Origin of the sequence: Streptomyces sp. NPDC052773, from assembly GCF_044547145.1 — a bacterium.
Classification (GTDB): Bacteria; Actinomycetota; Actinomycetes; order Streptomycetales; family Streptomycetaceae; genus Streptomyces.
Map to the genome: position 1 here is coordinate 1 of NZ_JBITZX010000020.1, position 24,038 is coordinate 24,038.

The following is a 24,038-nucleotide window of genomic DNA, read 5'->3' on the forward strand; positions in this document are numbered from 1 at the left end:
CGGTAGATGTCGCAATCCACACCGAACCCAGAAGGCCCTCACCCGTTCAAGCACCCAGCACGCGTGTCACCAACGTCCCGGGACAGCACACCTAGGGCAGCCGCGCCCCCGGCTTCTCCAGCGGGATCGCCTCCCCGTCCGAGCCGACGACCTTCCGCTTCCCGAGCGGCTCGTCCAGCTCCACCGTGCGGTGGTGCGTCTTGGCGATCATGATGCAGACCTTGTCCGGCCAGGGCGTCTCGGTCACCGTGACCGTCACCTCGTCCGCGCTCTCCGTCGCCGTCGCCTCGTAGTCCGCGCAGACCCCGCCGGTGAAGGCGACCGTCAGCTCCCTGCCCTCGGTGGTGTAGCCCTCCACCTTCACGTTCCGGCTCTCGGCGGGCGCGTCCGGTCCCGTCGGTCGCGGACTCGGGTTCCCGCTCGGCGACCCGGAGGGCGAGGGCGAGGTCAGATAGCGCGGGTCGACGGCCGGATACGTGACCGTGAAGCCCTCCTTCGCGCCCGGCGCCCGCACCTCGAACAGCCAGGACGGCACCAGCGTCGGCCGCGCGTCCACGAAGTGCGAGGCCAGCCCGAACACCGCGTCCTCCACCACGATCGCCTCCCGCGAGAGGGTCGGGTCGGCGGGGACGGCCGGCTCGCTCGGGGCGGCCGTCGGGCCCGAGGGCTCGCACGGCGCCTGCGCCCGGTCCTCCTCCAGCGGCACCGGAGTGGCGCAGCCGCCGATGCCCACCCGGTGGCCGGGCTCCTGCGCCGCGTTCAGCCGGTCCAGCGTGGCGCGGGCGTCCAGTACTGGATACGTGTGCCCCTTCACCGGCGCCTTCAGCTGACCGCTGCCCGCGACCACCTCACCCTGGGCGCTGACCGTCAGCCCCGTCGGCCAGCCGTACGTCGGCAGCCCGCCGACCACCGGATCGACGTTCACCACCCGCTGCGCGCCCATCACCTGGGAGGCGTCCGCCCTCGCGGCGTCCTGCCCGAGCACCCGCAGCACCGGCGCCGCCGCCTTGCGTGCCGCCGCCTCGCTCACCGGGTCGCCGGCCGCGGACGTGGGCGGCTTCGAACAGACGGTGACGCTCTGACAGTCGTCGGTGCCGGGCGCGTACCGGTGGAACGTCCATGTGCCGGGCGCCTGCCGGTTCACCTGGAGACTCGGCCCCTGGCCGTCCTTGCCGGACCCGACCTTCCAGGCCTGGCCCTCGGCCACCGGCGTCCCGTCCACGCCGAGCGCCGTCGCCAGCCGCGCGACCTCCTCCCGGCCGACCTCGCCCTTCGCCCAGTACACCGGCGCCGAGCCGGGCCCCTTCGGCAGGTCGCCCGAGGCCCGGTACGTCACGCCGTTCGGGTCGGGCTCACCGGGCGCGATGCCGTTCCCGGAGCCCTCCGCGTACCCGTCGAGGGCGAGCGGCGGGGGAGTCCCGTCCCCACCGGGCGCCCCGGCCCCGGACCCCCCACCACCCGCGGCCCCCGCCAGATACGCCCCACCACCCCCGACGAGCAGCACGGCCGCGGCCATGGCGGCGACGAGGACGGGCGAGCGGTGGCGGGAGGGGCGGCCGGCGGGGGAGAGGTCTGCGTCTCGGCCGAGGTCGGGGCCGGAGCCGGTGGGCGCGACGAGTTCGCCGAGGGCCGGCCGGCCGGAGTCCTCCGCACCGTCGGCCGGTTCGGCGGCGTCCGGACCGCTGGATTCCACGGCCGGGTCCGACTCGGCGCCTGCCGGCCCCGCGGACTCGGCGCCTACCGGTCCCGAGGGCTCAGCGGGAGCCGACCTCCCGGACTCGGCGCCCGCCAGTGGAGCGGACCCCGCCCCCGCCGTTCCCGCAGACCCCGCACCCCCATCCGATCGGCCGTCAGTCGATCCGGCGGATTCCGCCGCGGACTCCGGTTCGCGCGTGCGCGCGCTCGCCCCCCGCCCCCGCGTGGGGTCCGCAGGGGAGGAGGGGCCGTCCTCGGAGCCGTCGTTCCTCTCGGCGGCGCCGGACTCGCCCACGACCTCGTCGTCGTTGTCGGGTCGCTCGGTGTTCACCGCATCGCTCCTTCGGCCACACAGCTGTTACGGGGGACAGCGATGGGACGCGGCGGAGGAGCGAGCGGTTCCCCTGGAGGAGGCCGCTCAGTCCCCGTAGTCGGACATCGCGTCCAGCAGCCGCGCGGAGGTCACCGGCACCGACACGCCGTGGATCAGGGACGGCGGGACCGGGCGGGCGGTGTCCCGGTCCGGGACCGTCCAGTGCGGAGCCATCCGGGCGCAGTCGCCGCGCAGCGACGCCAGGTCGCCTTCCAGGTCGGCCGGGGCGGGGGCAGGGGCGTCGAGGTTCGTCATAGTCGCACCGTAGGCACGGGTCGGCTCACGAAGAAAGATCTACTATCGGGTAGTTTTGTCGCCTTCAGACCCGGCCCCCGCACCGGGTAGCGTGGATTGTCATTACCCCTCCACCCAGGAGCGTCCACGCCGTGCGCATCGCAGTCACCGGCTCCATCGCCACCGACCACCTCATGACCTTCCCCGGCCGCTTCGCCGACCAGTTCGTCGCGGACCGGCTGCACACGGTCTCGCTCTCCTTCCTGGTCGACAACCTCGACGTCCGCCGGGGCGGCGTCGGCGCGAACATCGCCTTCGGCATGGGGCAGCTGGGCACGAAGCCGATCCTGGTCGGCGCGGCCGGCTTCGACTTCGACGAGTACCGCGCCTGGCTGGACCGGCACGGCGTCGACACCGGCTCGGTCCGGATCTCCGAGACCCTGCACACCGCCCGCTTCGTCTGCACCACCGACGCCGACCACAACCAGATCGGCTCCTTCTACACCGGCGCGATGAGCGAGGCCCGCCTGATCGAGCTGAAGACCGTCGCGGACCGCGTCGGCGGCCTCGACCTGGTGCTGATCGGTGCCGACGACCCGGAGGCGATGCTCCGCCACACCGAGGAGTGCCGCTCCCGGAACATCCCCTTCGCCGCCGACTTCTCCCAGCAGATCGCCCGGATGAACGGGGAGGAGATCCGGATACTGCTGGAGGGCGCCACGTACCTGTTCTCCAACGAGTACGAGAAGGGCCTCATCGAGACCAAGACCGGCTGGACCGACGAGGAGATCCTGGCCAAGGTCGGCCACCGCGTCACCACCCTCGGCTCGCGCGGCGTGCGGATCGAGCGCGTCGGCGAGGACCCGATCGAGGTCGGCTGCCCGGACGAGGAGCGCAAGGCCGACCCCACGGGCGTCGGCGACGCCTTCCGCGCGGGCTTCCTCTCCGGCCTCGCCTGGGGCGTCTCCCTGGAGCGCGCCGCACAGGTCGGCTGCATGCTCGCGACGCTGGTCATCGAGACCGTGGGCACCCAGGAGTACCAGCTGCGCCGGGCGCACTTCATGGAGCGCTTCACCAAGGCGTACGGCGACGAGGCCGCGGCCGAGGTGCAGAAGCATCTGAGCTGATTCCCGCCCGCGGGGACGAGGGGGCCGGGCCCCTGCGCCGGCCCGGCGTCCTCTCAGCCGGAACGGCGTACCACGTACGCCGTTCCCTTCTCCGCCGGCTCCTCACCCACGTACTCCTGCCCCCGCATCTCGCACCACGCCGGGATGTCCAGGCGTGCGGCCTCGTCGTCCGACAGGACCCGGACGAGGCCGCCCACCGGCACGTCGCCGATGACCTTGGCCAGCTCGATGACCGGGATCGGGCAGCGCTTGCCGAGGGAGTCCACCACCAGGACGTCGTCGCGCACGGCGGTCTCGGCCACCGGCGCGCCCAGCTTCTCCCGCACCCCGGCCACCACCCGCGGCAGCACCTCCAGGAACCCGTCGACGTCCTCGGAGACCGCCCCGAACGGCAGCGACACCCGCACATTGCCCTCGCTGAGCACCCCCATCGCCTTCAGCACATGGCTGGGCGTCAGGGTGCTGCTGGTGCAGGACGATCCGGACGAAACCGAGAAACCCTCCCGGTCCAGCTCGTGCAGCAGCGCCTCTCCGTCGACATAGAGACAGGAGAAGGTGACGATCCCCGGCAGCCGTTTCTCCGGGTCGCCCACCACCTCCACGTCCGGCACCAGTTCCGGCACCCGCGCCCGGATCCGGTGCGTCAGTTCCCGCAGCCGTACCGCCTCGGCGTCCGCCTCCGCGCGGACGGCCCGCAGCGAGGCGGCGGCGGCCACGATCGCGGGGATGTTCTCGAACCCGGAGGCCCGCCCGGACTCGCGCTCGTCCACCGGCCCTTGCGGCGCGAACCGCACGCCCTTGCGGACGACGAGCAGCCCCACCCCGGACGGCCCGCCCCACTTGTGGGCGCTCGCCGTCAGCACGGACCAGTCGCCCGCCACCGGACCCCAGCCCAGCGACTGCGCCGCGTCCACCAGCAGCGGCACCCCGGCCGCCCGGCAGATCTCGGCCACCTCGGCCACCGGCTGCACGGTGCCCACCTCGTGGTTGGCCGACTGGAGACAGGCCAGCGCGGTGTCCTCGCGCAGGGCGTCGGCGTACGCCGCCGGGGACACCGCGCCCGAACGGTCCACCGGAACCCGGGTGACCGTGCCGCCGTCCGCCTCGTGGGATTCGGCCGAATGCAGTACCGAGGAATGTTCGACCGCTGACACGATCAGGTGGCGCCCCACCCGCCGCCGGCCCGCCAACACGCCCGAGACGCCCGCGTGCACGGCCCGGGTGCCGGAGGAGGTGAACACCAGCTCGTCGGGCCGGCACCCGACCGCCTCCGCGGCCGCCTCCCGCGCCGCGTCCAGCAGCATCCGGGCCTTGCGCCCTTCCCGGTACAACCGCGCCGGATCCGCCCATCCCTCGTCCAAAGAGGCCAACAGCGCCTGCCGGGCGACGGGATGCAGGGGAGCGGCGGAAGCAGCGTCGAAGTAGGCCATACGGCAACGCTAAACCCCGGTCGGCCAAGACTCCCAAGGGGCGCGGGACAGCGCCGTCAGCGGCTCCGCCGTGGGGCGCGACCAGCCCAAAAGAACCCGCAGCCGCCAATCCAGCGAACCCACGGAGTGACTAGGCACCCCTCCCCGCGAACCCTCGAAGAGGGTGGGCTAGGGTTTGGTCCGCATAAACATCCAAACCCCTGCCCGACGCAGGGCGGCGACCGACCAGCGAGAAGGCCAGGCCGCAGCCGATCCGCGCGGGCGAGACTCTCGGGAAGGCGCTACGTGAGTCCCAACGGCTCCGACCGCTCGCCGCGGCGCCCGATGCGGCGGAAGCTGCTGCAGGCACTGACCGCGGGCCTGGTCCTGGCGACCGCCACCGGTTGCACATGGGAGGACTTCCCCCGCCTTGGCATGCCCACCCCCACCACGGAAGAGGCGCCGATCGTCCTCTCCCTGTGGCAGGGCTCCTGGGCTGCCGCGCTCGCCGTCGGCGTGCTGGTGTGGGGCTTGATCCTCTGGAGTGCCATCTTCCACCGGCGCAGCCGCACCAAGGTGGAGATCCCTCCGCAGACCCGGTACAACGTGCCGATCGAGGCGCTGTACACGGTCGTACCGATCATCATCGTGTCGGTCCTCTTCTACTTCACGGCTCGTGACGAGTCGAAGCTGCTCTCCATGGACAAGAAGCCCGACGTCACGGTCAACGTGGTCGGCTTCCAGTGGAGCTGGTGCTTCAACTACATCGAGAACGTCGAGGGTTCCACCGGCGACGCCAAGACCGCCAAGGAACTGGCCGCGGTCCCCGACCGCTACAAGAAGGACTTCCCGGCCAACGCCGGCGGCGTCTACACCTGTGGCACCCCGGGTGAGCGCAACCCGCAGACCGGCAACCCCGGCCCCACCCTGTGGCTGCCGGAGGGCAAGACGGTCCGCTTCGTCCTGACCTCGCGGGACGTCATCCACTCCTTCTGGGTGGTGCCGTTCCTGATGAAGCAGGACGTCATCCCCGGCCACCCGAACGCCTTCCAGGTGACCCCGAACCGGCAGGGAACCTTCCTGGGCAAGTGCGCCGAGCTGTGCGGCGTCGACCACTCCCGGATGCTGTTCAACGTCAAGGTCGTCTCGCCTGAGCGTTACGAGCAGCACCTGAAGGAGCTGGCCGAGAAGGGCCAGACCGGTTACGTGCCCGCCGGTATCGAGCAGACCGAGCACGCGAAGGACCGGGAGGCGAACGTCCTGTGAGTATCGTCAACGAACCCGCAGGTGCCCCCGAGGCCGGCACCTACGAGAACGAACTGCCGGTGAGGCGCAAGCAGCCCGGCAACGTCGTGGTGAAGTGGCTGACGACCACCGACCACAAGACCATCGGAACGCTGTACCTGACGACGTCGTTCGCGTTCTTCTGCATCGGCGGCATCCTGGCGCTCTTCATGCGCGCCGAGCTGGCCCGCCCGGGCCTGCAGATGATGTCGAACGAGCAGTTCAACCAGGCGTTCACGATGCACGGCACGATCATGCTGCTGATGTTCGCGACGCCGCTGTTCGCGGGCTTCGCGAACTGGATCATGCCGCTGCAGATCGGCGCCCCCGACGTCGCGTTCCCGCGGCTGAACATGTTCGCCTACTGGCTCTACCTGTTCGGCTCGCTGATCGCGGTGGGTGGCTTCCTCACCCCGAACGGCGCCGCCAGCTTCGGCTGGTTCGCCTACACCCCGCTGTCCGACGCGGTCCGCTCGCCGGGCCTCGGCTCCGACATGTGGATCATGGGCCTGGCCTTCTCCGGCTTCGGCACCATCCTCGGCGCGGTCAACTTCATCACCACGATCATCTGCATGCGCGCACCCGGCATGACGATGTTCCGCATGCCGATCTTCACCTGGAACGTCCTGCTGACCGGTGTCCTGGTCCTGCTGGCCTTCCCGGTCCTGGCCGCGGCGCTGTTCGCCCTGGAGGCGGACCGCAAGTTCGGGGCGCACATCTTCGACGCGGCCAACGGCGGCGCCTTGCTGTGGCAGCACCTCTTCTGGTTCTTCGGACACCCAGAGGTGTACATCATCGCCCTGCCGTTCTTCGGCATCATCAGTGAGGTCATCCCGGTCTTCTCCCGCAAGCCGATGTTCGGCTACTGGGGTCTGGTCGCGGCGACCATCGCGATCGCCGGTCTGTCCGTGACCGTGTGGGCGCACCACATGTACGTCACCGGCGGTGTGCTGCTGCCGTTCTTCTCCTTCATGACGTTCCTCATCGCCGTCCCGACCGGTGTGAAGTTCTTCAACTGGATCGGCACGATGTGGAAGGGCTCGCTGTCCTTCGAGACTCCGATGCTCTGGGCGACCGGCTTCCTGATCACCTTCACCTTCGGTGGTCTGACCGGTGTCATCCTGGCCTCGCCGCCCATGGACTTCCACATCTCCGACTCGTACTTCGTGGTGGCCCACTTCCACTACGTGGTCTTCGGCACGGTCGTCTTCGCGATGTTCTCCGGCTTCCACTTCTGGTGGCCGAAGTTCACCGGCAAGATGCTCGACGAGCGCCTGGGCAAGATCACCTTCTGGACGCTGTTCGTCGGCTTCCACGGCACCTTCCTGGTCCAGCACTGGCTGGGCGCCGAGGGCATGCCGCGCCGGTACGCCGACTACCTGGCGGCCGACGGCTTCACCGCCCTGAACACGATCTCCACGATCAGCTCGTTCATCCTGGGCGCGTCGATCCTGCCGTTCTTCTACAACGTGTGGAAGACCGCCAAGTACGGCAAGCCGGTCGGCGTCGACGACCCGTGGGGCTACGGCCGCTCCCTGGAGTGGGCGACCTCCTGCCCGCCGCCGCGGCACAACTTCATCACCCTGCCGCGGATCCGCAGCGAATCCCCGGCGTTCGACCTGCACCACCCCGACATCGCCGCACTGGAGCAGCTGGGTCACTCCGGCCAGAGCGCGCTCGCTGGTAGCAAGGAGGCCGGCAAGTGAAGATCCAGGGCAAGATGTTCATGTGGCTGAGCGTCTTCGTCCTCGCCATGGCGGTCGTCTATGGCGTGTGGTCGAAGGAGCCGGCCGGCACCACGGCCCTCTTCCTGGCCTTCGGCCTGTGCATCATGATCGGCTTCTACCTGGGCTTCACGGCCAAGCGGGTCGACGTCGGTGCGCAGGACAACCTGGAGGCGGACGTCGCGGACGACGCGGGCGAGCTGGGCTTCTTCAGCCCGCACAGCTGGCAGCCGCTGTCCCTCGCGATCGGTGGCGCCCTCGCCTTCCTCGGTGTCGCGGTCGGCTGGTGGCTGCTGTACTTCGCCTTCCCGGTCATCCTGATCGGCATCTTCGGCTGGGTCTTCGAGTACTACCGCGGTGAGAACCGCACCCAGTAGCACGAGGCGAGCCCACGGGAGCCCGGACACTCCGTCAGGAGCGTCCGGGCTCCCGCGTTTGCAGCAACCGCCGTCCCCCGCCCGGCCTACCCAGCGCGCCGCGTCCCAGGGGGCTCCCTAGCGTGAGCTCATGAGCCACACACCGCGTTCTCGCACCGTGATCACCTGCACCCTGCTGGTGATAGCCGTCGGCCCGGCCGTCACCTCCTGCGGCGACGACGGGCACCCGCTGTCGGCCGCGCCGTACGACGCGGCGGACCAGATATCCTTCAGCGGCCCCGCGGGGGAGGGGAAGAAGGCCGACCCGGACAAGCCCCTGGAAGTCACCGCGGAGGACTCCGACGGGCGCATCACGGACGTCACGGCCGTGGACGCGGCCGGCCGCCATCTGGCGGGCGAACTCTCCGCCGACGGGTCCCGCTGGCACTCCACGTCCGCGCTGGCCGCCAACGCCCACTACACGGTCCGGGTGAGCACCGAGAACGAGGACGGCCGGCCCGGCCGCCGGGTCCTGGTCTTCGACACCGGCAAGCCCCTCACCAAGAAGCGCCTGGACGTCTCCTTCGGCCCCAAGGCCGGCACCTACGGCGTCGGCCAGCCCATCACCGCCGAACTCAGCGGCGAAGTCAAGGACGCCGCACAGCGGGCGATCGTCGAGCGCGCCCTGAAGGTGCACTCCACGCCCGCCGTGGAGGGCTCCTGGCACTGGGTGAACGACAAGGAACTCCACTACCGGCCCAGGGAGTACTGGCCCGTCCACGCCACCATCCAGGTCACCAGCAACCTGGAGGGCATCAAGATCAGCGACCGGCTGTGGGGCGGTACGGCGAAGCCGCTGAAGCTCACCACGGGCGACGAGGTCGTCGCCGTCACGGACGCCTCGTCCCACCACATGACCGTCTACAAGAACGGCAAGGAGATCAACTCCATACCGGTCACCACCGGCAAGCCGGGCTTCGAGACCCGCAACGGCGTCAAGGTGGTGCTCGGCAAGGAGTACTTCGTACGGATGCGCAGTACCAGCATCGGCATAGCCGCCGGCTCCTCCGAGTCGTACGACCTGCCCGTCTACTACGCCACCCGGGTCACCTGGAGCGGCGAGTACGTCCACGCCGCCCCCTGGTCCGTCGGGTCCCAGGGCTACGCCAACGTCAGCCACGGCTGCACCGGCATGAGCACCGGCAACGCCGCCTGGTTCTTCCAGAACGTCCGCGAGGGCGACGTGGTGAAGGTCATCAACTCCTACGGCAGCACCATGGAACCCTTCGGCAACGGCTTCGGCGACTGGAACCTCACCTGGAAGAAATGGCGAGAGGGCAGCGCCCTGACCGCAGGCAAGCCGGAAGCCCCCAAACCGGAAGAAACGGCACGTCTACGACCGGCCGCGGTCTAACCGGTCAGGGGCGCGGGGCTGTGTCGATATGCGGCTCCGCCGCGTGAACGCGAGCGACCACGACGAACCCGCAGCCGCCCGGTCGCGCAACCCCACGGAGTGGCTAGGCGCTCTGCAGCTTCCTCTGCCGCAACAGGGACGCCAGCGCGGAGGCGAACTCCACCGGATCCACCGGCAGCGTCACGGCTGCCTCGGCCCGGCTCCACGACGCCAGCCACGCATCCTGCGGCCGCCCGATCAGCAGCAGCACCGGCGGGCACGCGAACACCTCGTCCTTGATCTGCCGGCAGAGCCCCATGCCCCCCATGGGCACGGCCTCCCCGTCCAGCACGCAGACGTCGATCCCGCCCTTGTCCAGCTCCCTGACGACGGCCGCCGGAGTCGCGCACTCCACGAACTCCACCAGGGGCGCGTCCGGAGCGGGCCGGCGCCCGGCCGCTAGCCGCACCTGCTCGCGGGTGTTGGAGTCGTCGCTGTAGACCAGCACCGTGGCGGTCGGCTGCATAGCTTCCTCCGTGACTTCGGCGTCGTACGGAAAGGCCCGTAAGCCCGGATGCTACTCCCCTGAACACCACGTCAACACCGGTACGACCCAGGGCAACACTCCGAACGGCACCCCCCGGAGTGAGGGCGAGATAAGCGACCGACATAATGTCGGTCGTGGCGACAGCAACGACAGTAGACACCGGGCACGCGCACCCGTCGGTCAACCGACCGAACCTCGTCAGCGTCGGAACCATCATCTGGCTGAGTTCCGAGCTGATGTTCTTCGCGGCCCTCTTCGCGATGTACTTCACCCTGCGATCGGTGACAGGACCCGAGTTCTGGAGTGAGAAGGCGGACGCCTTGAACTTCCCGTTCTCGGCGACGAACACCACGATCCTGGTGCTCTCCTCCCTCACCTGCCAGCTCGGCGTCTTCGCCGCCGAGCGCGGTGACGTGAAGAAGCTCCGGGGCTGGTTCATCGTCACCTTCATCATGGGTGCGATCTTCATCGGCGGTCAGGTGTACGAGTACACCGAGCTGGTCAAGCACGAGGGCCTCTCGCTCTCGTCCGACCCCTACGGCTCGGTCTTCTACCTGACCACCGGCTTCCACGGCCTGCACGTGACGGGCGGTCTCATCGCCTTCCTGCTGGTCCTTGGCCGTACCTACGCGGCCCGTAGGTTCACCCACGAGCAGGCGACCGCCGCCATCGTCGTGTCCTACTACTGGCACTTCGTCGATGTCGTCTGGATCGGCCTCTTCGCCACGATCTACATGATCAAGTAGCCGGACCCGATCCCACGCGCGTTCCCGTAACACGCACATCCCAGAAGCATCGACGCAGAAGATCCTGACACCGGGGTAATCCGTGAAAAAGCTCTCCGCACGACGACGCCATCCGCTGGCGGCGGTCGTCGTCCTACTCCTCGCGCTGGCGGCTACCGGGGGGCTGTACGCCGCGTTCGCACCCGCGGGCAAGGCGCAGGCCGATGAAACCGCCCAGTCCCTTGCCATCGACGAGGGCAAGAAGCTCTACGCCGTAGGCTGCGCCAGCTGCCACGGCACCGGCGGTCAGGGCACCTCCGACGGTCCGAGCCTGGTGGGCGTGGGCGCGGCTGCCGTCGACTTCCAGGTCGCCACCGGCCGTATGCCGGCCGCGACCTCCCAGGGCGCCCAGGTGCCGCGGAAGAAGAACATCTACACCCAGGCCGAGATCGACCAGCTCGCGGCGTACATCGCCTCGCTGGGCGCCGGCCCCTCCGTCCCGACCGAGGAGCAGTACGGTCCGGAGGGCGCTGACATCGCCAAGGGTGGCGAGCTGTTCCGCAACAACTGCGCGCAGTGCCACAACTTCACCGGCAAGGGCGGTGCCCTCACCAAGGGCAAGTACGCGCCGACCCTCGAAGGCGTGGACCCGAAGCACATCTACGAGGCCATGCAGACCGGCCCGCAGAACATGCCCTCCTTCCCCGACACCACCCTGTCGGAGCAGAACAAGAAGGACATCATCGCGTACCTGAACGCGGTCAACAGCGACGAGACGGACAGCTACGGCGGTCTGGAGCTGGGCGGCATCGGTCCGGTGGCCGAGGGCCTCTTCGGCTGGATCTTCGGCCTCGGCACCCTGGTCGCCATCGCCGTGTGGGTCGCCGCCCGGACCGCAAAGGCCAAGAAGTCATGAGTAGCCAAGACATTCCCGAAGAGAACCTGCCCGCAGCGCAGGGCACCGGCCACGGCGCACTGGGCGTCGCGGACGAGAAGAACCCGTTCGCCGACCCGGGCGTGCCCCCGCACGAGCCCCGGATCCAGGACATCGACGAGCGGGCCGCCAAGCGGTCCGAGCGCACGGTCGCCCTGCTGTTCACGGTGTCGATGCTGGCCACCATCGGCTTCATCGCCGCGTTCGTGACCATCCCGGTCCACAAGACGGTCTACATCTTCCCGCTCGGTCACATCGGCGCGATGAACTTCGCGCTCGGCGTGACCCTGGGCGTGGCGCTGTTCTGCATCGGTGCGGGCGCGGTCCACTGGGGCCGCACCCTGATGTCCGACCACGAGCTGGTCCAGGAGCGGCACCCGATCGAGGCCCCGGCCGAGGTCCGTGCCCAGGTCTTCGAGGACTTCCGGCAGGGTGCCGCCGAGTCCCAGCTGGGCCGGCGTAAGCTGATCCGCAACACCATGTTCGGCGCGATGGCCATGGTGCCGCTGTCCGGCCTGGTCCTGCTGCGCGACCTCGGTCCGCTGCCCGAGGAGAAGCTGCGCCACACCCTGTGGTCCAAGGGCAAGCTGATCGTCAACATGAACACCAACGAGCCGCTGCGGCCGTCGGACATCGCGGTCGGCTCACTGACCTTCGCCAAGCCCGAGGGCCTGGAGGAGCACGACCACGGCTTCCAGAACGAGATCGCCAAGGCCGCCCTGATGCTCGTCCGGATCCAGCCGGAGGACATCAAGGACAAGCGCGAGCTCGAGTGGTCGCACGAGGGCATCGTGGCGTACTCGAAGATCTGCACCCACGTCGGTTGCCCGATCTCCCTGTACGAGCAGCAGACGCACCACGTGCTGTGCCCCTGCCACCAGTCCACCTTCGACCTCTCCGACGGTGCCCGGGTGATCTTCGGTCCCGCCGGCCACGCCCTGCCGCAGCTGCGGATCGGCGTGAACGACGAGGGCTACCTCGAAGCGCGCGGCGACTTCGAAGAGCCCGTCGGTCCTGCATTCTGGGAGCGCGGATGAGCACCAACGAACCCACCGAGTCCCGCTCTCGCGGGAAGGCGCCGGCCGGCGAGCGCGTGGCCGACTGGGCCGACGGCCGGCTGGGGATCTACTCCCTGGCCAAGGCCAACATGCGCAAGATCTTCCCGGACCACTGGTCCTTCATGCTCGGCGAGGTCTGCCTCTACAGCTTCCTCATCATCATCCTCACGGGTGTGTACCTGACCCTGTTCTTCCACCCGTCGATGAACGAGGTGGAGTACCACGGCAGCTACATCCCGATGCAGGGCCAGCTGATGAGCGAGGCCTACAAGTCGACGCTGGACATCAGCTTCGACGTCCGCGGCGGTCTGCTGATCCGGCAGATCCACCACTGGGCGGCCATCGTCTTCCTCGCCGGCATGTTCGTGCACATGATGCGCGTCTTCTTCACCGGCGCGTTCCGCAAGCCGCGTGAGATCAACTGGCTGTTCGGCTTCCTGCTGTTCGTCCTCGGCATGTTCACCGGTTTCACCGGCTACTCGCTCCCGGACGACCTGCTCTCCGGCACCGGTGTCCGCTTCACGCAGGGCGCGATCCTGTCCACGCCGATCGTCGGCACGTACATCTCGATGTTCCTGTTCGGCGGGGAGTTCCCGGGCGACGACATGGTCGCGCGGTTCTACTCGATCCACATCCTGCTGCTGCCGGGCATCATGCTCGGCCTCGTGGTGGCCCACCTGATCCTGGTCTTCTACCACAAGCACACGCAGTTCGCGGGCCCCGGCAAGACCAACAACAACGTCGTCGGCATGCCGCTGCTGCCGGTCTACATGGCCAAGGCCGGAGGCTTCTTCTTCCTGGTCTTCGGTGTCATCGCGGTCCTCGCCGGCATCGCGACGGTCAACCCGATCTGGGCCATGGGCCCGTACCGCCCGGACATGGTGTCCACCGGCGCCCAGCCCGACTGGTACATGGGCTTCGCCGAGGGCCTGGTCCGCGCCATGCCCGGCTGGGAGATCAACTTCTGGGGTCACACGCTGGTCCTCGGCGTGTTCATCCCGCTGGTGCTCTTCGGTCTCTTCCTGGCGGCGATCGCGGTCTACCCGTTCATCGAGTCCTGGGTCACCGGCGACAAGCGCGAGCACCACATCCTGGACCGCCCGCGCAACGCCCCGACCCGCACCGCGCTCGGTGTCGCCTGGATCACCGCGTACATGATCATGCTGATCGGTGGTGGCAACGACATCGTCGCCACGCACTTCCACCTGTCGATCAACGCGGTCACCTGGTTCGTCCGCATCGGCTTCTTCGTCGGTCCGGTCATCGCGTTCGTCGTCACCAAGCGGATCTGCCTCGGCCTGCAGCGCCGGGACAAGGACAAGGTGCTGCACGGTCGGGAGACCGGCACCATCAAGCGTCTGCCGCACGGTGAGTACATCGAGGTCCACGAGCCGCTCAGCCAGGGCGCGCTCTACAGCCTCACGGCGCACGAGCAGTACCAGCCGGCCGAGATCGGCCCGACGGTCGACGAGAACGGCGTCGAGCGCAAGGTGAAGGGCTCCGAGAAGCTGCGCGCCAAGCTGAGCAAGGCGTACTTCGGCGAGGACTCCCAGATCCCGAAGCCCACCGTCGAGGAGTACAAGGAGATCACGAGCGGCCACGGCCACCACTGATCGCTGCGTTCGCCACGCCACGGTCGAAGGGCCCCCGTCCGGTGTTCGGACGGGGGCCCTTCGCCGTGCCCGGGCTGGATAGGCTGGGATCACACCGTGTGGTGTGCCATGTGTCCTACGACGATCAGGAGCGGCTGATGAGCGCTGTGACCCCCGCTGGAGGCGACACCGCGGCGGGCCGTTCCTGGCCCGTGGTGCTGAACGGTCTGCTGGAGGGCCGGGACCAGAGCGCCGAGGACACCGCCTGGGCGATGGACCGCATCATGCGCGGGGAGGCGACCGACGCCCAGATCGCCGGGTTCGTGGTGGCGCTGCGGGCCAAGGGCGAGACGGTCGAGGAGATCACCGGCCTGGTCCGCGCGATGTACGCGCACGCCAAGGTGATCCAGGTGCCCGGCGAGACCGTCGACATCGTCGGCACCGGCGGCGACGGCGCGAAGACCGTGAACATCTCCACGATGTCCTCCATCGTCGTGGCCGGCACCGGCGCGAAGGTGGTCAAGCATGGCAACCGCGCCGCGTCCTCGGCGTCCGGCGCCTCCGATGTGCTGGAGAAGCTGGGCGTCAATCTGGAGCTGACGCCGCAGCGGGTGGCCGAGGTCGCCGAGGAGGCCGGTATCACCTTCTGCTTCGCGGTGAAGTTCCACCCGGCGCTGCGCCACGTGGCGGCGGCCCGCGGTCAGCTCGGGATCCGCACGACGTTCAACGTCCTGGGCCCGCTGACCAACCCGGCCCGGGTGAAGGCCCAGGCGGTCGGCGTGGCCGACCCGCGGATGGCGCCGATCGTCGCCGGGGTGCTCGCCGAGCGCGGCAACTCCGCGCTGGTGTTCCGCGGCGACGACGGGCTCGACGAGCTGACGACCACCGCCACCTCCCGGGTGTGGATCGTGCGCGACGGCAAGGTCACCGAGGAGGCCTTCGACCCGCGCGACGTCGGCCTGGAGCTGGTCCCGGTGGAGGCGCTGCGCGGCGCGGACGCCTCCTACAACGCCGAGGTGGCCCGCCGTCTGCTGGACGGCGAGCGGGGCCCGGTCCGCGACGCGGTGCTGCTGAACTCGGCGGCGGCGCTGGTCGCCCTGCACCCGGGCGACGCCCCGCTGACCGAGCAGCTCCGCGCCGGGATGGCGAAGGCGGCCGAGTCCATCGACTCGGGCGCGGCCCGGCGGACCCTGGAGCGCTGGGTGGCCGCCAGCAACGCGTGACGCCGGCGTAGGTCGTCACGCAGGGCAAGGTCGTCCCGCGATCCGGACACGGGTTGCGGGGCGACGATCATTTCGTCTACGTTCCTGTATCAGGTCATGAGTGACAGTCATGAGGCCCCGGCCGACTGTCCGGCAACCCTCCGTCCGTGGCGGGGTGCCCCGGGTGAAGACCAGGTCGTACGGCAGCAAGGCCTACGGCAAGCGCGGACCCCTCGCGAACCCAGGGGTCCTGGTCGTTCGAGGGAGTCTTCCGTGAGCAAGCGAATGCGTTAGGGCCGCCGAGCCCCGCCTCCGCACACCCTTCTTCTCTTCTTTCCTCCTCAGTCTCACGGGAGTTCCGCCATGTCCGTCTCCACCGCTGCCGCCGACCAGTCCGTTTGTGCCCCGCTGCCCGTTCTGGGCAGGGATGTCACCGTCCCGCTCGTCACCGGTGGCGAGGTCACCTACGCCGCGCTCGACTACGCCGCCAGCGCACCGGCCCTCCAGCGGGTGTGGGACGACGTCGCCGCGTACGCCCCGTACTACGGCAGCGTGCACCGCGGCGCCGGCTATCTGTCCCAGCTGTCCACGGACCTGTTCGAGAACTCCCGCAGGACCGTCGCCGAGTTCCTCGACTGCCGCGACGGCGACCAGGTCGTCTTCACCCGGTCCACCACCGACTCGCTCAACCTGCTCGCCGCCGCGCTGCCCGCCGGCTGCCGGGTCTTCGTCTTCGAAACCGAGCACCACGCCTCCCTGCTGCCCTGGACGAACGCCCAGGTCACCTACCTGGACGCGCCGCGCACCCCAGCCGAGGCGGTGGCGACCCTGGAGCGCGCCCTCGCCGACCGCGATCCCTACGGCCCGGCCCTGGTCTGCGTCACCGGCGCCTCCAACGTCACCGGTGAGCTGTGGCCCGTCCGGGAGCTGGCCGCCGCGGCGCACGCGCACGGCGCCCGGATCGTGCTGGACGCCGCCCAGCTCGCGCCCCACCACCCCGTCTCCGTACGGGAGTTGGACGTGGACTGGGTCGCCTTCTCCGGGCACAAGCTGTACGCCCCGTTCGGCTCGGGTGTCCTCGCGGGCCGCTCCGACTGGCTGCGCGAGGCCGAGCCCTATCTCGCGGGCGGCGGCGCGAGCCGCAAGGTGACCCGGCGCGAGGACGGCGGCGTGGACGTGGAGTGGCACGAGAGCGCCGCCCGGCACGAGGCGGGCTCCCCGAACGTGATCGGCGCCTACGCCATCGCCTCCGCCTGCAAGGCCCTCACCGAGGCCGGGTTCGACACCCTGGTCGCCCGCGAGCGCCACCTCATCGGGAAGGTCCGCGCCGGGCTCGCCGAGGTGCCGGAGGTGCGTGTGCTGTCCCTCTTCGGGGACGACGCCCCGCGCGTGGGCGTGATCTCCTTCGTCGTCGACGGCTGGAACAGCTCCCACTTCGCCGCCGCGCTCTCCGCCGAGTACGGCATCGGGGTGCGCGACGGCCTGTTCTGCGCCCACCCGCTGGTGCGCACCCTGCTCGGCAGCGACCCGCAGACGCAGGGCGAGTGCGGCGCGCCCGAGGCGGCGCCCGGGGAGAAGTCCCTGAACGCGATCCGCGTCAGCTTCGGCGCGGGCACCCCGGACGAGCACGTGGAGCGGTTCCTGCGCGCGGTCAAGGAGCTGGTGCGGGACGGCGCGCGGTGGAACTACCGCACGGAGGACGGGCGTTGCGTGCCGGACACCTCCGCGTGAGCCGGTAGCCGGGCGCCCAGCAGGATCATCCGCAGGGCGCGCTCGGCGGCGTCCGCGAGGAGGTCGCTCGCCCGCACCAGTGCCTCCGCGAGGGCCATCGGGGCGGGCAGGATCCCGCTGAACGCGTCCACGCCCGGCACCTCGTGCGCCCCCTCGCCGAGCGTGCCGGCCAGGGCGAGCACCGGACGGCCGTACCGCTTCGCGCGGCGGGCCACCTCCGCCGGGACCTTGCCGCGCGGGGTCTGGTGGTCGAGGGCGCCCTCCGCGGTGACGACCAGGTCGGCGCGGGCGAGGCGGGCGTCGAGGTCGAGATGGCCGAGGAGGACGTCGAAGCGGGGCAGCAGCCGGGCACCGAGCGCGGCGAGCCCCGCGCCCAGGCCGCCGGAGGCGCCGGTGCCGGGGCCGGTGCGCAGATCGGTGCCCGTCACCCCGAGGTCGCGGGTGAGGACGTACGCCCAGTTCTCCAGACCGGCCGACAGGTGCTCGACCTGCGCGGGCGTCGCCCCCTTCTGCGGTCCGAAGACCCGGGCCACGCCCCGCTCGCCGCACAGCACGTTGTACGGGTTGCAGGCCACCAGGAGTTCCGTCGCGCGCAGCCGCGGGTCGAGGCCGGACGGGTCGACGCGGTGCAGGCGGATCAACTCCCGGCCGCCGGGCGGCAGTTCGAAGCCGTCCGCGTCCAGCAGCCGGGCCCCGAGCGCCTGGAGCGCGCCCGCGCCGCCGTCGGAGGTGCCGGAGTCGCCGCAGCCGACCAGGATCCGCCTGACGCCCGTGTCGAGCGCGGCGCGGATCAGCTCGCCGACGCCGCGGGTGGTGGTGGCGCCCGGGTCGCGCAGGGAGTGCGGGACGAGGGACAGCCCGGCCACCGCCGCCATCTCCACCACCGCGGTGTCCCCGGCGCCGCCGAGCAGCGCGAAGTGGGTGCCGAGCCGGTCGCCGACCGGGCCGGTGGCGGGCAGCGCGACCAACCGTCCCCCGGTCGCGGCGGCCAGCGCGACGGCCGTGCCCTCCCCGCCGTCGACCAGCGGGATCCGGTCGATCTCGGCGTCCGGCAGCACCCGGCGGACCCCGTCCGCGATGGCGTCGGCGGCGGCCTGGGCGGACAGCGACTCCTTGAACCCGCTGGGGGCTACGACGACTCGGCTCAGCATGGCAGGTCTCCTAGGGGGGCGTGGGAACGCCGAGCAACGGCCATACCGCCACGGCGAAGACGAGGACGATCACGGCGGTCAGCGGGGCCAGCACGGCGGACAGGCGCAGCAGGTCGCGCGGGGTGTAGGTGGGAACGCCGGGGACCTCGGCGAAGAGGGCGACCGGCTTGGCGGAGGCGGGCAGGGTGTGGCAGAACCCCGCCGCGGCGGTGGAGGCGAGCGCGGCGGCGACCGGGTCGACCCCGGCGCCCACGGCGGCGGCCACCACCAGCGGGACGAGGACGGAGGAGCGCGCGGAGCGGGACTGGAGGACGAGGTGGGCCGCCGTGCTGACCGCGATCACCACGGCCAGGAAGAGCACCGGGCCCACCCCCGACGGCAGCCCCGAGACCAGCCACTTCGCGGCGCCGGAGTCGGCGAGCGCCACGCCCATCGCCATGGTCGCGGCCATGAAGAGCAGCAGCGACCAGGGGACCGTCTTCAGCGCGTCCTTCAGCCGTACGGTGCCCAGGGCGGGGGAGGCGGCGACGACCGCGCCGATCAGCGCGACGACCGCGGGCGGCACCCGGTGCAGCGGCTCGCTGCACCACAGCAGCACGACGGTGGCGAGCAGCAGCGCGCAGCGGGTCTCCTCCGGCGTCCAGGGGCCGGTGACCGGGGTGTCGGTGTGCCGCTGGATGTCCTCCGGGGTGATGTGCACCGGGTCGCGGCGGTCGGCGCGGCGGGTGGTGGTGAGCAGGACGGTCTCGGCGGCCAGATGGGAGGAGACCACCGCCGGCGGCAGCCCCAGCAGCAGCCACTCCACGAAGCCGATCCGCTGCCCGGTGGTCTCCCACAGCACCGACACGGTGATCAGATGCGCGCCCGCGCCGATCAGGGTCGCCACCGCCGACAGAAGGATCACGGTCGGGAAGAGCAGCGCCAGCATCACGACCAGTCGTTTCCGGTCGGCCAGGGTCTTGGCCAGCGCCAGGAACACCGGCAGGGCGAGCGCGGCCCGGCCGGAGGTGGCCGGCACCGCGAACGCCGTGACGATCAGTGCGGCCGTGGTGAGGTGCACCAGCTGCCGTACCGTGCGCGCGCCGCCGACCAGGAACGCCGCCGCCCGGCCCGCGAGCCCGGTGCGGGTGACCGCCGCGGCCAGCACGAAGGCGCAGATCAGCAGCCAGACGGTGGAGTCGCCGAGGGTGCCGAAGAGGGTGTCGCTGCTGATCACCCCGGTCGCCGTGAGGGCGAGTCCGGCGCCCAGCGCGATGTACGTGTCGTCGATCGGGGTGCCGATCCAGGCGCAGGTCGCCAGCGCGAAGACGGCGAGGGTGAGGCGCGCGTCCCCGCCGAGCCCGGGGAAGGTGCCGGGCACCGCGAGCAGCGCGCACAGGGAGAGCGCCGCGCACAGTGCCGCGGTGAGACGGGGAGTCAGGGTCACGTCATCGAGGGTCCCGGCGGGCGGTGAGCCGTCGATGAGCCGTGGATGAAGGAGACTTCACGCCGCTCCCGGGGGGCGTCTCACGCGGCGGGCAGCCGGTACCCCATCCCGCGGACCGTCTCCACGCGCTCCGCGCCGAGCTTCTTGCGCAGCGCCCGCACGTACACGTCCACGATGTTGGAGCCGGGGTCGAAGTCGTAGCCCCACACGTGGGAGAGGATCTGCTCGCGGGAGAGCACCTGGCCGGGGTGGCGCAGGAACAGCTCCAGCAGCACGAACTCACGGGCCGTCAGGTCCACCGTGCGCTCCCCGGAGCGGGCGCGGCGGGTGCGCAGGTCCAGGCTGAGCGGGCCCGACTTCAGCACGGTCACCTCCGGCGCCCGGGCCGCCGTACGCAGCCGCAGCCGCACCCGCGCGAGGAGTTCCTCGAAGCGGAACGGCTTGGTCATCCAGTCGTCCGCGCCGCCCTCCAGGCCGGCCACCGTGTCGCGGACGGAGTCCCGCGCGGTGAGCACGATCACCGGGACCGTCACCCGGGCCTCGCGCAGCTCGCGCAGCACGGTGAAGCCGTCCCGGCCGGGCAGGCCGATGTCCAGCACGACCAGGTCGAAGCCGCCGGTGAGGGCGTAGTCGTAGGCGGTGTCGCCGTCGCCGACGACGGTGGTGGTGAAGCCGTTGGCGCGCAGGCCCTTCTCGACGAAGGAGGCGATGCGCTCCTCGTCCTCCACGATGAGGATGCGGTTCACGGTCGGGTCTCTCCCAGGGTGAGTACGAAGGTGGCGCCGCCGCCCTCGGTGGGGTGCAGCCGGACCCGGCCGCCGTGGCCCTCCGCGATCGCCTTCACGATCGACAGGCCGAGACCGGCGCCCGAGCCGCGCGCCCCGCGCCGGGTGGTGCCGCGCCGGAACCGTTCGAAGATCAGCTCGGTGTCCTCGGGCCGCACGCCGGGCCCGGAGTCGGCGACGTACAGCTCGATCCGCTCGCCGTCGGCGCGGGAGCCGATGCGGATGGTCTGCCCGGTCGTGGTGTGCTGCACCGCGTTCTGCGCGAGCTGCACCATCGCCTGGGTGATCCGCTGCGGGTCCAACCGGGCCTCCCGGTCGGCGACTTCGGCGAGCCGCCAGTCGCGCTCGCCGAGGGTGCGGGCCTTGACGTAGACGTCGGCGGTGAGTTCGGCGAGCTGGACGGGTTCGGGTGTGACGAAGTCGGGGCGTTCGGCCTTGGCGAGCAGCAGCAGGTCCTCGACGATCCGGCTCATCCGGTCCAGCTCGTCGGTGACGAGGCGTACCGTCTCCTCCCGCTCGGCCGGGTCGTCGCCCATCAGCTCCAGATGGCCGCGCACGATGGTGATGGGGGTGCGCAGCTCATGGCCCGCGTCGTCGACGAACTGCCGCTGGACGGCGAAGGCCCGCTCCAGCCGGTCCAGCATCGCGTTGAACGTCTCCGCGAGCGCGGCCACGTCGTCCCGCCCGGCCACCGGGATACGGCGCGTCAGGTCCTGCTCGGTGAGCTGCGCGGCGGCGGTGCGCACCAGCCGGACCGGCTTCAGGATCCGGCCCGCGACCACCCAGGCGATGCCGATCGTCATCAGCAGGGCGACCCCCGAGATGGCGAGCAGCACCCGGAACACCTCGTCCGCGCGGGCCTGCTCGCGGCCCGGGTGGAAGGCGACCACGAAGGCGGCCTCCGGCTCTCCGCCGTACCGGGCGACGGCGACCTTCGCCCAGCGGATGTCGCCGGACGGCCGGTGCAGGGTGCCGCTGGATCCGGGGGAGGCGAAGATCCGGCGGCGGGCGTCCTCGTCCCGGTGCAGGGGGACGGCGACGGGGATCTCCCGCTGCTGGATGATCTGCGCGGGCCGGCCGCCCGGGTGGCCGACCAGGCCGATCAGCTCCTCGTCCAGGTCGGCGTACTGCCGCTCCAGGAACACCCGCAGCAGCCGGGCCGGGTCGGTGAACGGGCGGCCGGTCTCCGGGTCGACGCCCGCCTCCTCGAAGTGGGCGAACTCGACGGCCTCCTGCGCGAGCAGGTTGTTGATCCGCTGGTCGGTGTCGCGCAGCAGGATCGAGCGGGTGGTGGTGGCCACGGAGGCGAGCGCGACGGCCATGACCAGCAGCAGCCACAGCAGGATGCGGACGCGGGCGGACACCGTCCGCCGGCGCGGCGGGTCAGCCGTCGTCGCCGGGGCCGTCGTCGTCTCCGGTGCCGCGGTCGTCGTCATCGTCATCACTGCCGGGGGCATCGGTGACCGGGGGCCGGGAGACGACCTGGTCGCTCGGCGTGGGCACGGGCGTCGGCGTCGGTGTCGCGCTCGGCGCGGTCCGGGAGGGCGAGGGGGTGGGCGAGCCGCTCTCCAGCTCCACTTTCGCCGGGACCTTCGGCGACTCGGGACTGTCCGTGAGGGCGAAACTCGTCGCGGCGATCCCGAGGGGGATCACCACGACGGCGGCGAGGGCCGCGATCCTGCGCGTGAAGACCATGCGGCCATCCTGTCCCCCGGCGGCGCGCCGAGGATGAGCCGGAGATGAAGAAGCCTTCATCTCGCCGCAGGGGGTCCCGCGACAGGGCGGGTGCGGGGCGTCCGTGGCCGGTCGCGCAGTTCCCCGCGCCCCTTCGGGGCGCGTCCCCTGCCGTTGCTCAGTTGTCCAGGCCGATCGCGAACGCCGCCTCCAGGTCGTGCTGGGAGTACGTGCGGAACGCGACGTGGGTGTCCGTCGCCTCCACGCCGGGGATCTTGCTGATGCGGCCGGGGATGACCTCGGCCAGGTCCTCGTGCTCCTTGACCCGGACCATGGCGATCAGGTCGTAGGTGCCGGTCACGGAGAAGACCTCGCTGACGTTGTCCAGCGCGGCGATCGACTCCGCGATCTCGGGGATCCGGTCCACGCTGGTCTTGATCAGGACGATCGCGGTGATCACGGCTGGTTCTCTCCCTCGGGTGCCGGAGCTGGGGCGGCCCTCACTCTAGTCGCAGGGCCGAACCGGGCCCACGCGAAGAGCAGGCCCAGCGCGAAGCCCACCAGATGGGCCAGATAGGCCACGCCCGGCCCCTGCGAGGCCTGGCCCGCCGCCAGCCACTGCAGGGCCGCCCAGAAGGGCAGTACGAGCCAGGCGGGGAAGCGCAGCGGCAGGAAGAGCAGGAACGGCAGGAGGCTGGTCACCCGGGCCCGGGGGAAGAGGAAGAGGAACGCGCCGAGCACCGCCGAGATCGCCCCGGAGGCCCCGACCAGTGACTGCGCGGAGTCGGAGTTGGCGCACGCGTAGCCGAGCAGGGCGAGATAGCCGCAGCCGAGGTAGAAGAGGGTGAACTGCACCCGGCCCATCCGCTCCTCGGTCATGACCCCGAAGACGTAGAGGAAGAGCATGTTGCCGAGCAGGTGCACCCAGGTGCCGTGCACGAACAGCGCGGTGGCGGGGGTCCATGCCGCCCGGGGGGACCCTTCGAACAGTTCTGCGGGGACCACGCCCCAGTGCCGGAAGTAGGCGCGCTGCGCGGCCAGCAGCTCGTCGCCGGTGCCGTACACCGGATTGAGACCCGAGGCGGGACCGAGCAGGAAGATCCCACAGCACAGGGCCATCAGGACGTACGTCACCGGCGCCGACGGCCGGCGCGGGCCCGGCCACCTCGGCATGCTCCACTTGCTGATCACGAACACAGAGCATGACGTAACCGGACGCAACCGCACAGACCGCCTCGCCGCCGTGGACGGACGGGCGCCCGGCACCCGGCAGGCCGTAGGGTTACGAGCCACACGCCGCGGGAAGTCCGGCGTGTCACGGACACTAGAAGGAAAGCGAACAGTCACGATGACGGTTCCCCTGCCGACCGCCACGACGCGGTGGCGCTGCACCCTCTGCGGCAACCTCACCCGCTTCGACGTGACGCGCTCGTCGAAGGTCGTCGAGTACGTCCACCTGGATCTGGCCGGAGAGCCGAAGGTGGAGGAGCGCGAGGTGGTCAGTGAGACCATCGAGTCCGTGCGCTGCCGCTGGTGCAACGCCGTGGACCAGGTGGAACTCGTGGACAGGCCGGGTGCCGACTCCTGAGGGGAGACGGCCCCGCAGGCGTGATCCCTG

Annotated in this window: 23 protein-coding genes and 1 riboswitch; of the genes, 12 read left to right on the forward strand and 11 right to left on the reverse strand. The window is 70.9% G+C overall.

Annotated features, from left to right (window positions below; translation table 11 throughout):
- Nucleotides 1–91 precede the first annotated feature (91 nt).
- Nucleotides 92–2,026 (reverse strand): hypothetical protein, encoded by a 1,935-nt coding sequence (locus tag ACIG0D_RS31940; protein ID WP_399807961.1) that lies wholly within the window; start codon nt 2,024–2,026, stop codon nt 92–94.
- A gap of 87 nt (nt 2,027–2,113) precedes the next feature.
- A complete protein-coding gene (locus tag ACIG0D_RS31945; protein ID WP_399807964.1) occupies nt 2,114–2,323 on the reverse strand; it encodes a hypothetical protein in 210 nt (69 codons plus the stop codon).
- Between the two features lie 131 nt (nt 2,324–2,454).
- Between ACIG0D_RS31945 and ACIG0D_RS31950 the strand changes: the two genes are divergently transcribed.
- Nucleotides 2,455–3,429 carry a carbohydrate kinase family protein gene (locus tag ACIG0D_RS31950; RefSeq protein WP_399807967.1) on the forward strand — a complete coding sequence of 325 codons (975 nt, stop codon included), beginning with the start codon at nt 2,455–2,457 and terminating at the stop codon, nt 3,427–3,429.
- A gap of 53 nt (nt 3,430–3,482) precedes the next feature.
- On the opposite strand, the gene ACIG0D_RS31955 is transcribed toward ACIG0D_RS31950, so the two are convergent.
- The gene (locus ACIG0D_RS31955; protein WP_399807970.1) at nt 3,483–4,859 is read right to left on the reverse strand and encodes a cysteine desulfurase/sulfurtransferase TusA family protein; all 1,377 of its coding nucleotides are present in this window, start codon (nt 4,857–4,859) and stop codon (nt 3,483–3,485) included.
- Nucleotides 4,860–5,144: 285 nt separating this feature from the next.
- Here ACIG0D_RS31955 and coxB point away from each other — a divergent pair, with 285 nt between their 5' ends.
- The 4 genes from coxB to ACIG0D_RS31975 all read left to right on the forward strand — a co-directional run bounded on the left by coxB (nt 5,145) and on the right by ACIG0D_RS31975 (nt 9,616).
- Entirely contained in the window at nt 5,145–6,104 is a 960-nt protein-coding gene (gene coxB / locus ACIG0D_RS31960; protein WP_365760846.1) for a cytochrome c oxidase subunit II, read from the forward strand.
- Nucleotides 6,101–7,828, forward strand: coding sequence for a cytochrome c oxidase subunit I (gene ctaD / locus ACIG0D_RS31965; RefSeq protein ID WP_399807974.1), 1,728 nt, complete (start codon nt 6,101–6,103; stop codon nt 7,826–7,828). The genes coxB and ctaD overlap by 4 nt, the downstream gene beginning before the upstream one ends.
- The gene (locus ACIG0D_RS31970) at nt 7,825–8,223 is read left to right on the forward strand and encodes a cytochrome c oxidase subunit 4 (protein ID WP_165998970.1); all 399 of its coding nucleotides are present in this window, start codon (nt 7,825–7,827) and stop codon (nt 8,221–8,223) included. The genes ctaD and ACIG0D_RS31970 overlap by 4 nt, the downstream gene beginning before the upstream one ends.
- A gap of 130 nt (nt 8,224–8,353) precedes the next feature.
- Nucleotides 8,354–9,616, forward strand: a complete 1,263-nt coding sequence (locus ACIG0D_RS31975) for an Ig-like domain-containing protein (RefSeq protein WP_399807978.1) — start codon at nt 8,354–8,356, stop codon at nt 9,614–9,616.
- A 103-nt stretch (nt 9,617–9,719) separates the two neighbouring features.
- Here ACIG0D_RS31975 and ACIG0D_RS31980 read toward each other — a convergent pair whose 3' ends face one another.
- Complete coding sequence (locus ACIG0D_RS31980; protein WP_399807981.1) at nt 9,720–10,121, reverse strand: hypothetical protein; 402 nt, start codon at nt 10,119–10,121, stop codon at nt 9,720–9,722.
- Nucleotides 10,122–10,267: 146 nt separating this feature from the next.
- On the opposite strand from ACIG0D_RS31980, the gene ACIG0D_RS31985 reads away from it, so the two are divergent.
- The 6 genes from ACIG0D_RS31985 to ACIG0D_RS32010 all read left to right on the forward strand — a co-directional run bounded on the left by ACIG0D_RS31985 (nt 10,268) and on the right by ACIG0D_RS32010 (nt 17,384).
- Nucleotides 10,268–10,888, forward strand: a complete 621-nt coding sequence (locus tag ACIG0D_RS31985) for a heme-copper oxidase subunit III (protein ID WP_073942916.1) — start codon at nt 10,268–10,270, stop codon at nt 10,886–10,888.
- 82 nt (nt 10,889–10,970) lie between these two features.
- Nucleotides 10,971–11,783 (forward strand): c-type cytochrome, encoded by an 813-nt coding sequence (locus ACIG0D_RS31990; RefSeq protein WP_399807985.1) that lies wholly within the window; start codon nt 10,971–10,973, stop codon nt 11,781–11,783.
- Nucleotides 11,780–12,838 (forward strand): Rieske 2Fe-2S domain-containing protein, encoded by a 1,059-nt coding sequence (locus ACIG0D_RS31995; protein ID WP_399807988.1) that lies wholly within the window; start codon nt 11,780–11,782, stop codon nt 12,836–12,838. Before ACIG0D_RS31990 ends, ACIG0D_RS31995 begins: the two co-directional genes overlap by 4 nt.
- The gene (locus ACIG0D_RS32000; protein WP_399807991.1) at nt 12,835–14,472 is read left to right on the forward strand and encodes a cytochrome bc complex cytochrome b subunit; all 1,638 of its coding nucleotides are present in this window, start codon (nt 12,835–12,837) and stop codon (nt 14,470–14,472) included. The genes ACIG0D_RS31995 and ACIG0D_RS32000 overlap by 4 nt, the downstream gene beginning before the upstream one ends.
- A 137-nt stretch (nt 14,473–14,609) precedes the next feature.
- The gene (trpD, locus tag ACIG0D_RS32005; protein ID WP_399807994.1) at nt 14,610–15,674 is read left to right on the forward strand and encodes an anthranilate phosphoribosyltransferase; all 1,065 of its coding nucleotides are present in this window, start codon (nt 14,610–14,612) and stop codon (nt 15,672–15,674) included.
- Nucleotides 15,675–15,766: 92 nt separating this feature from the next.
- A riboswitch (SAM riboswitch) is annotated at nt 15,767–15,884 on the forward strand.
- Between the two features lie 132 nt (nt 15,885–16,016).
- On the forward strand, nt 16,017–17,384 hold the full coding sequence (locus ACIG0D_RS32010) for an aminotransferase class V-fold PLP-dependent enzyme (protein WP_399807996.1): 1,368 nt from the start codon (nt 16,017–16,019) through the stop codon (nt 17,382–17,384).
- Here the strand turns inward: ACIG0D_RS32010 and ACIG0D_RS32015 are convergent.
- From ACIG0D_RS32015 to ACIG0D_RS32045, 7 genes are all read right to left on the reverse strand, one after another.
- A complete protein-coding gene (locus tag ACIG0D_RS32015) occupies nt 17,339–18,535 on the reverse strand; it encodes a glycerate kinase (RefSeq protein ID WP_399807999.1) in 1,197 nt (398 codons plus the stop codon). The genes ACIG0D_RS32010 and ACIG0D_RS32015 overlap by 46 nt on opposite strands.
- Nucleotides 18,536–18,545: 10 nt before the next feature.
- A complete protein-coding gene (locus ACIG0D_RS32020) occupies nt 18,546–19,961 on the reverse strand; it encodes an SLC13 family permease (protein ID WP_399808002.1) in 1,416 nt (471 codons plus the stop codon).
- A gap of 80 nt (nt 19,962–20,041) precedes the next feature.
- Nucleotides 20,042–20,707 (reverse strand): response regulator transcription factor, encoded by a 666-nt coding sequence (locus ACIG0D_RS32025; RefSeq protein WP_399808005.1) that lies wholly within the window; start codon nt 20,705–20,707, stop codon nt 20,042–20,044.
- On the reverse strand, nt 20,704–22,188 hold the full coding sequence (locus tag ACIG0D_RS32030) for an ATP-binding protein (protein WP_399808007.1): 1,485 nt from the start codon (nt 22,186–22,188) through the stop codon (nt 20,704–20,706). Before ACIG0D_RS32030 ends, ACIG0D_RS32025 begins: the two co-directional genes overlap by 4 nt.
- Nucleotides 22,130–22,441, reverse strand: coding sequence for a small secreted hydrophilic protein (locus ACIG0D_RS32035; RefSeq protein ID WP_399808010.1), 312 nt, complete (start codon nt 22,439–22,441; stop codon nt 22,130–22,132). The genes ACIG0D_RS32030 and ACIG0D_RS32035 overlap by 59 nt, the downstream gene beginning before the upstream one ends.
- 157 nt (nt 22,442–22,598) lie before the next feature.
- The gene (locus tag ACIG0D_RS32040) at nt 22,599–22,880 is read right to left on the reverse strand and encodes an Lrp/AsnC family transcriptional regulator (RefSeq protein WP_165998991.1); all 282 of its coding nucleotides are present in this window, start codon (nt 22,878–22,880) and stop codon (nt 22,599–22,601) included.
- The gene (locus ACIG0D_RS32045; protein ID WP_399808203.1) at nt 22,877–23,593 is read right to left on the reverse strand and encodes a rhomboid family intramembrane serine protease; all 717 of its coding nucleotides are present in this window, start codon (nt 23,591–23,593) and stop codon (nt 22,877–22,879) included. The genes ACIG0D_RS32040 and ACIG0D_RS32045 overlap by 4 nt, the downstream gene beginning before the upstream one ends.
- Nucleotides 23,594–23,768: 175 nt before the next feature.
- Between ACIG0D_RS32045 and ACIG0D_RS32050 the strand changes: the two genes are divergently transcribed.
- On the forward strand, nt 23,769–24,008 hold the full coding sequence (locus ACIG0D_RS32050; RefSeq protein WP_009309707.1) for a hypothetical protein: 240 nt from the start codon (nt 23,769–23,771) through the stop codon (nt 24,006–24,008).
- Nucleotides 24,009–24,038 lie beyond the last annotated feature (30 nt).

What these genes read in the sequence shown, in the direction of transcription:
- ACIG0D_RS31945 (WP_399807964.1), bottom strand. Translation starts at nt 2,323, where the DNA reads ATGACGAACCTCGACGCCCCTGCCCCCGCCCCGGCCGACCTGGAAGGC.
- ACIG0D_RS31955 (WP_399807970.1), bottom strand. Translation starts at nt 4,859, where the DNA reads ATGGCCTACTTCGACGCTGCTTCCGCCGCTCCCCTGCATCCCGTCGCC.
- ACIG0D_RS31975 (WP_399807978.1), top strand. Translation starts at nt 8,354, where the DNA reads ATGAGCCACACACCGCGTTCTCGCACCGTGATCACCTGCACCCTGCTG.
- ACIG0D_RS31980 (WP_399807981.1), bottom strand. Translation starts at nt 10,121, where the DNA reads ATGCAGCCGACCGCCACGGTGCTGGTCTACAGCGACGACTCCAACACC.
- ACIG0D_RS31985 (WP_073942916.1), top strand. Translation starts at nt 10,268, where the DNA reads ATGTCGGTCGTGGCGACAGCAACGACAGTAGACACCGGGCACGCGCAC.
- ACIG0D_RS31995 (WP_399807988.1), top strand. Translation starts at nt 11,780, where the DNA reads ATGAGTAGCCAAGACATTCCCGAAGAGAACCTGCCCGCAGCGCAGGGC.
- ACIG0D_RS32000 (WP_399807991.1), top strand. Translation starts at nt 12,835, where the DNA reads ATGAGCACCAACGAACCCACCGAGTCCCGCTCTCGCGGGAAGGCGCCG.
- trpD (WP_399807994.1), top strand. Translation starts at nt 14,610, where the DNA reads ATGAGCGCTGTGACCCCCGCTGGAGGCGACACCGCGGCGGGCCGTTCC.
- ACIG0D_RS32010 (WP_399807996.1), top strand. Translation starts at nt 16,017, where the DNA reads ATGTCCGTCTCCACCGCTGCCGCCGACCAGTCCGTTTGTGCCCCGCTG.
- ACIG0D_RS32015 (WP_399807999.1), bottom strand. Translation starts at nt 18,535, where the DNA reads ATGCTGAGCCGAGTCGTCGTAGCCCCCAGCGGGTTCAAGGAGTCGCTG.
- ACIG0D_RS32030 (WP_399808007.1), bottom strand. Translation starts at nt 22,188, where the DNA reads ATGACGATGACGACGACCGCGGCACCGGAGACGACGACGGCCCCGGCG.
- ACIG0D_RS32035 (WP_399808010.1), bottom strand. Translation starts at nt 22,441, where the DNA reads ATGGTCTTCACGCGCAGGATCGCGGCCCTCGCCGCCGTCGTGGTGATC.
- ACIG0D_RS32045 (WP_399808203.1), bottom strand. Translation starts at nt 23,593, where the DNA reads ATGCCGAGGTGGCCGGGCCCGCGCCGGCCGTCGGCGCCGGTGACGTAC.
- ACIG0D_RS32050 (WP_009309707.1), top strand. Translation starts at nt 23,769, where the DNA reads ATGACGGTTCCCCTGCCGACCGCCACGACGCGGTGGCGCTGCACCCTC.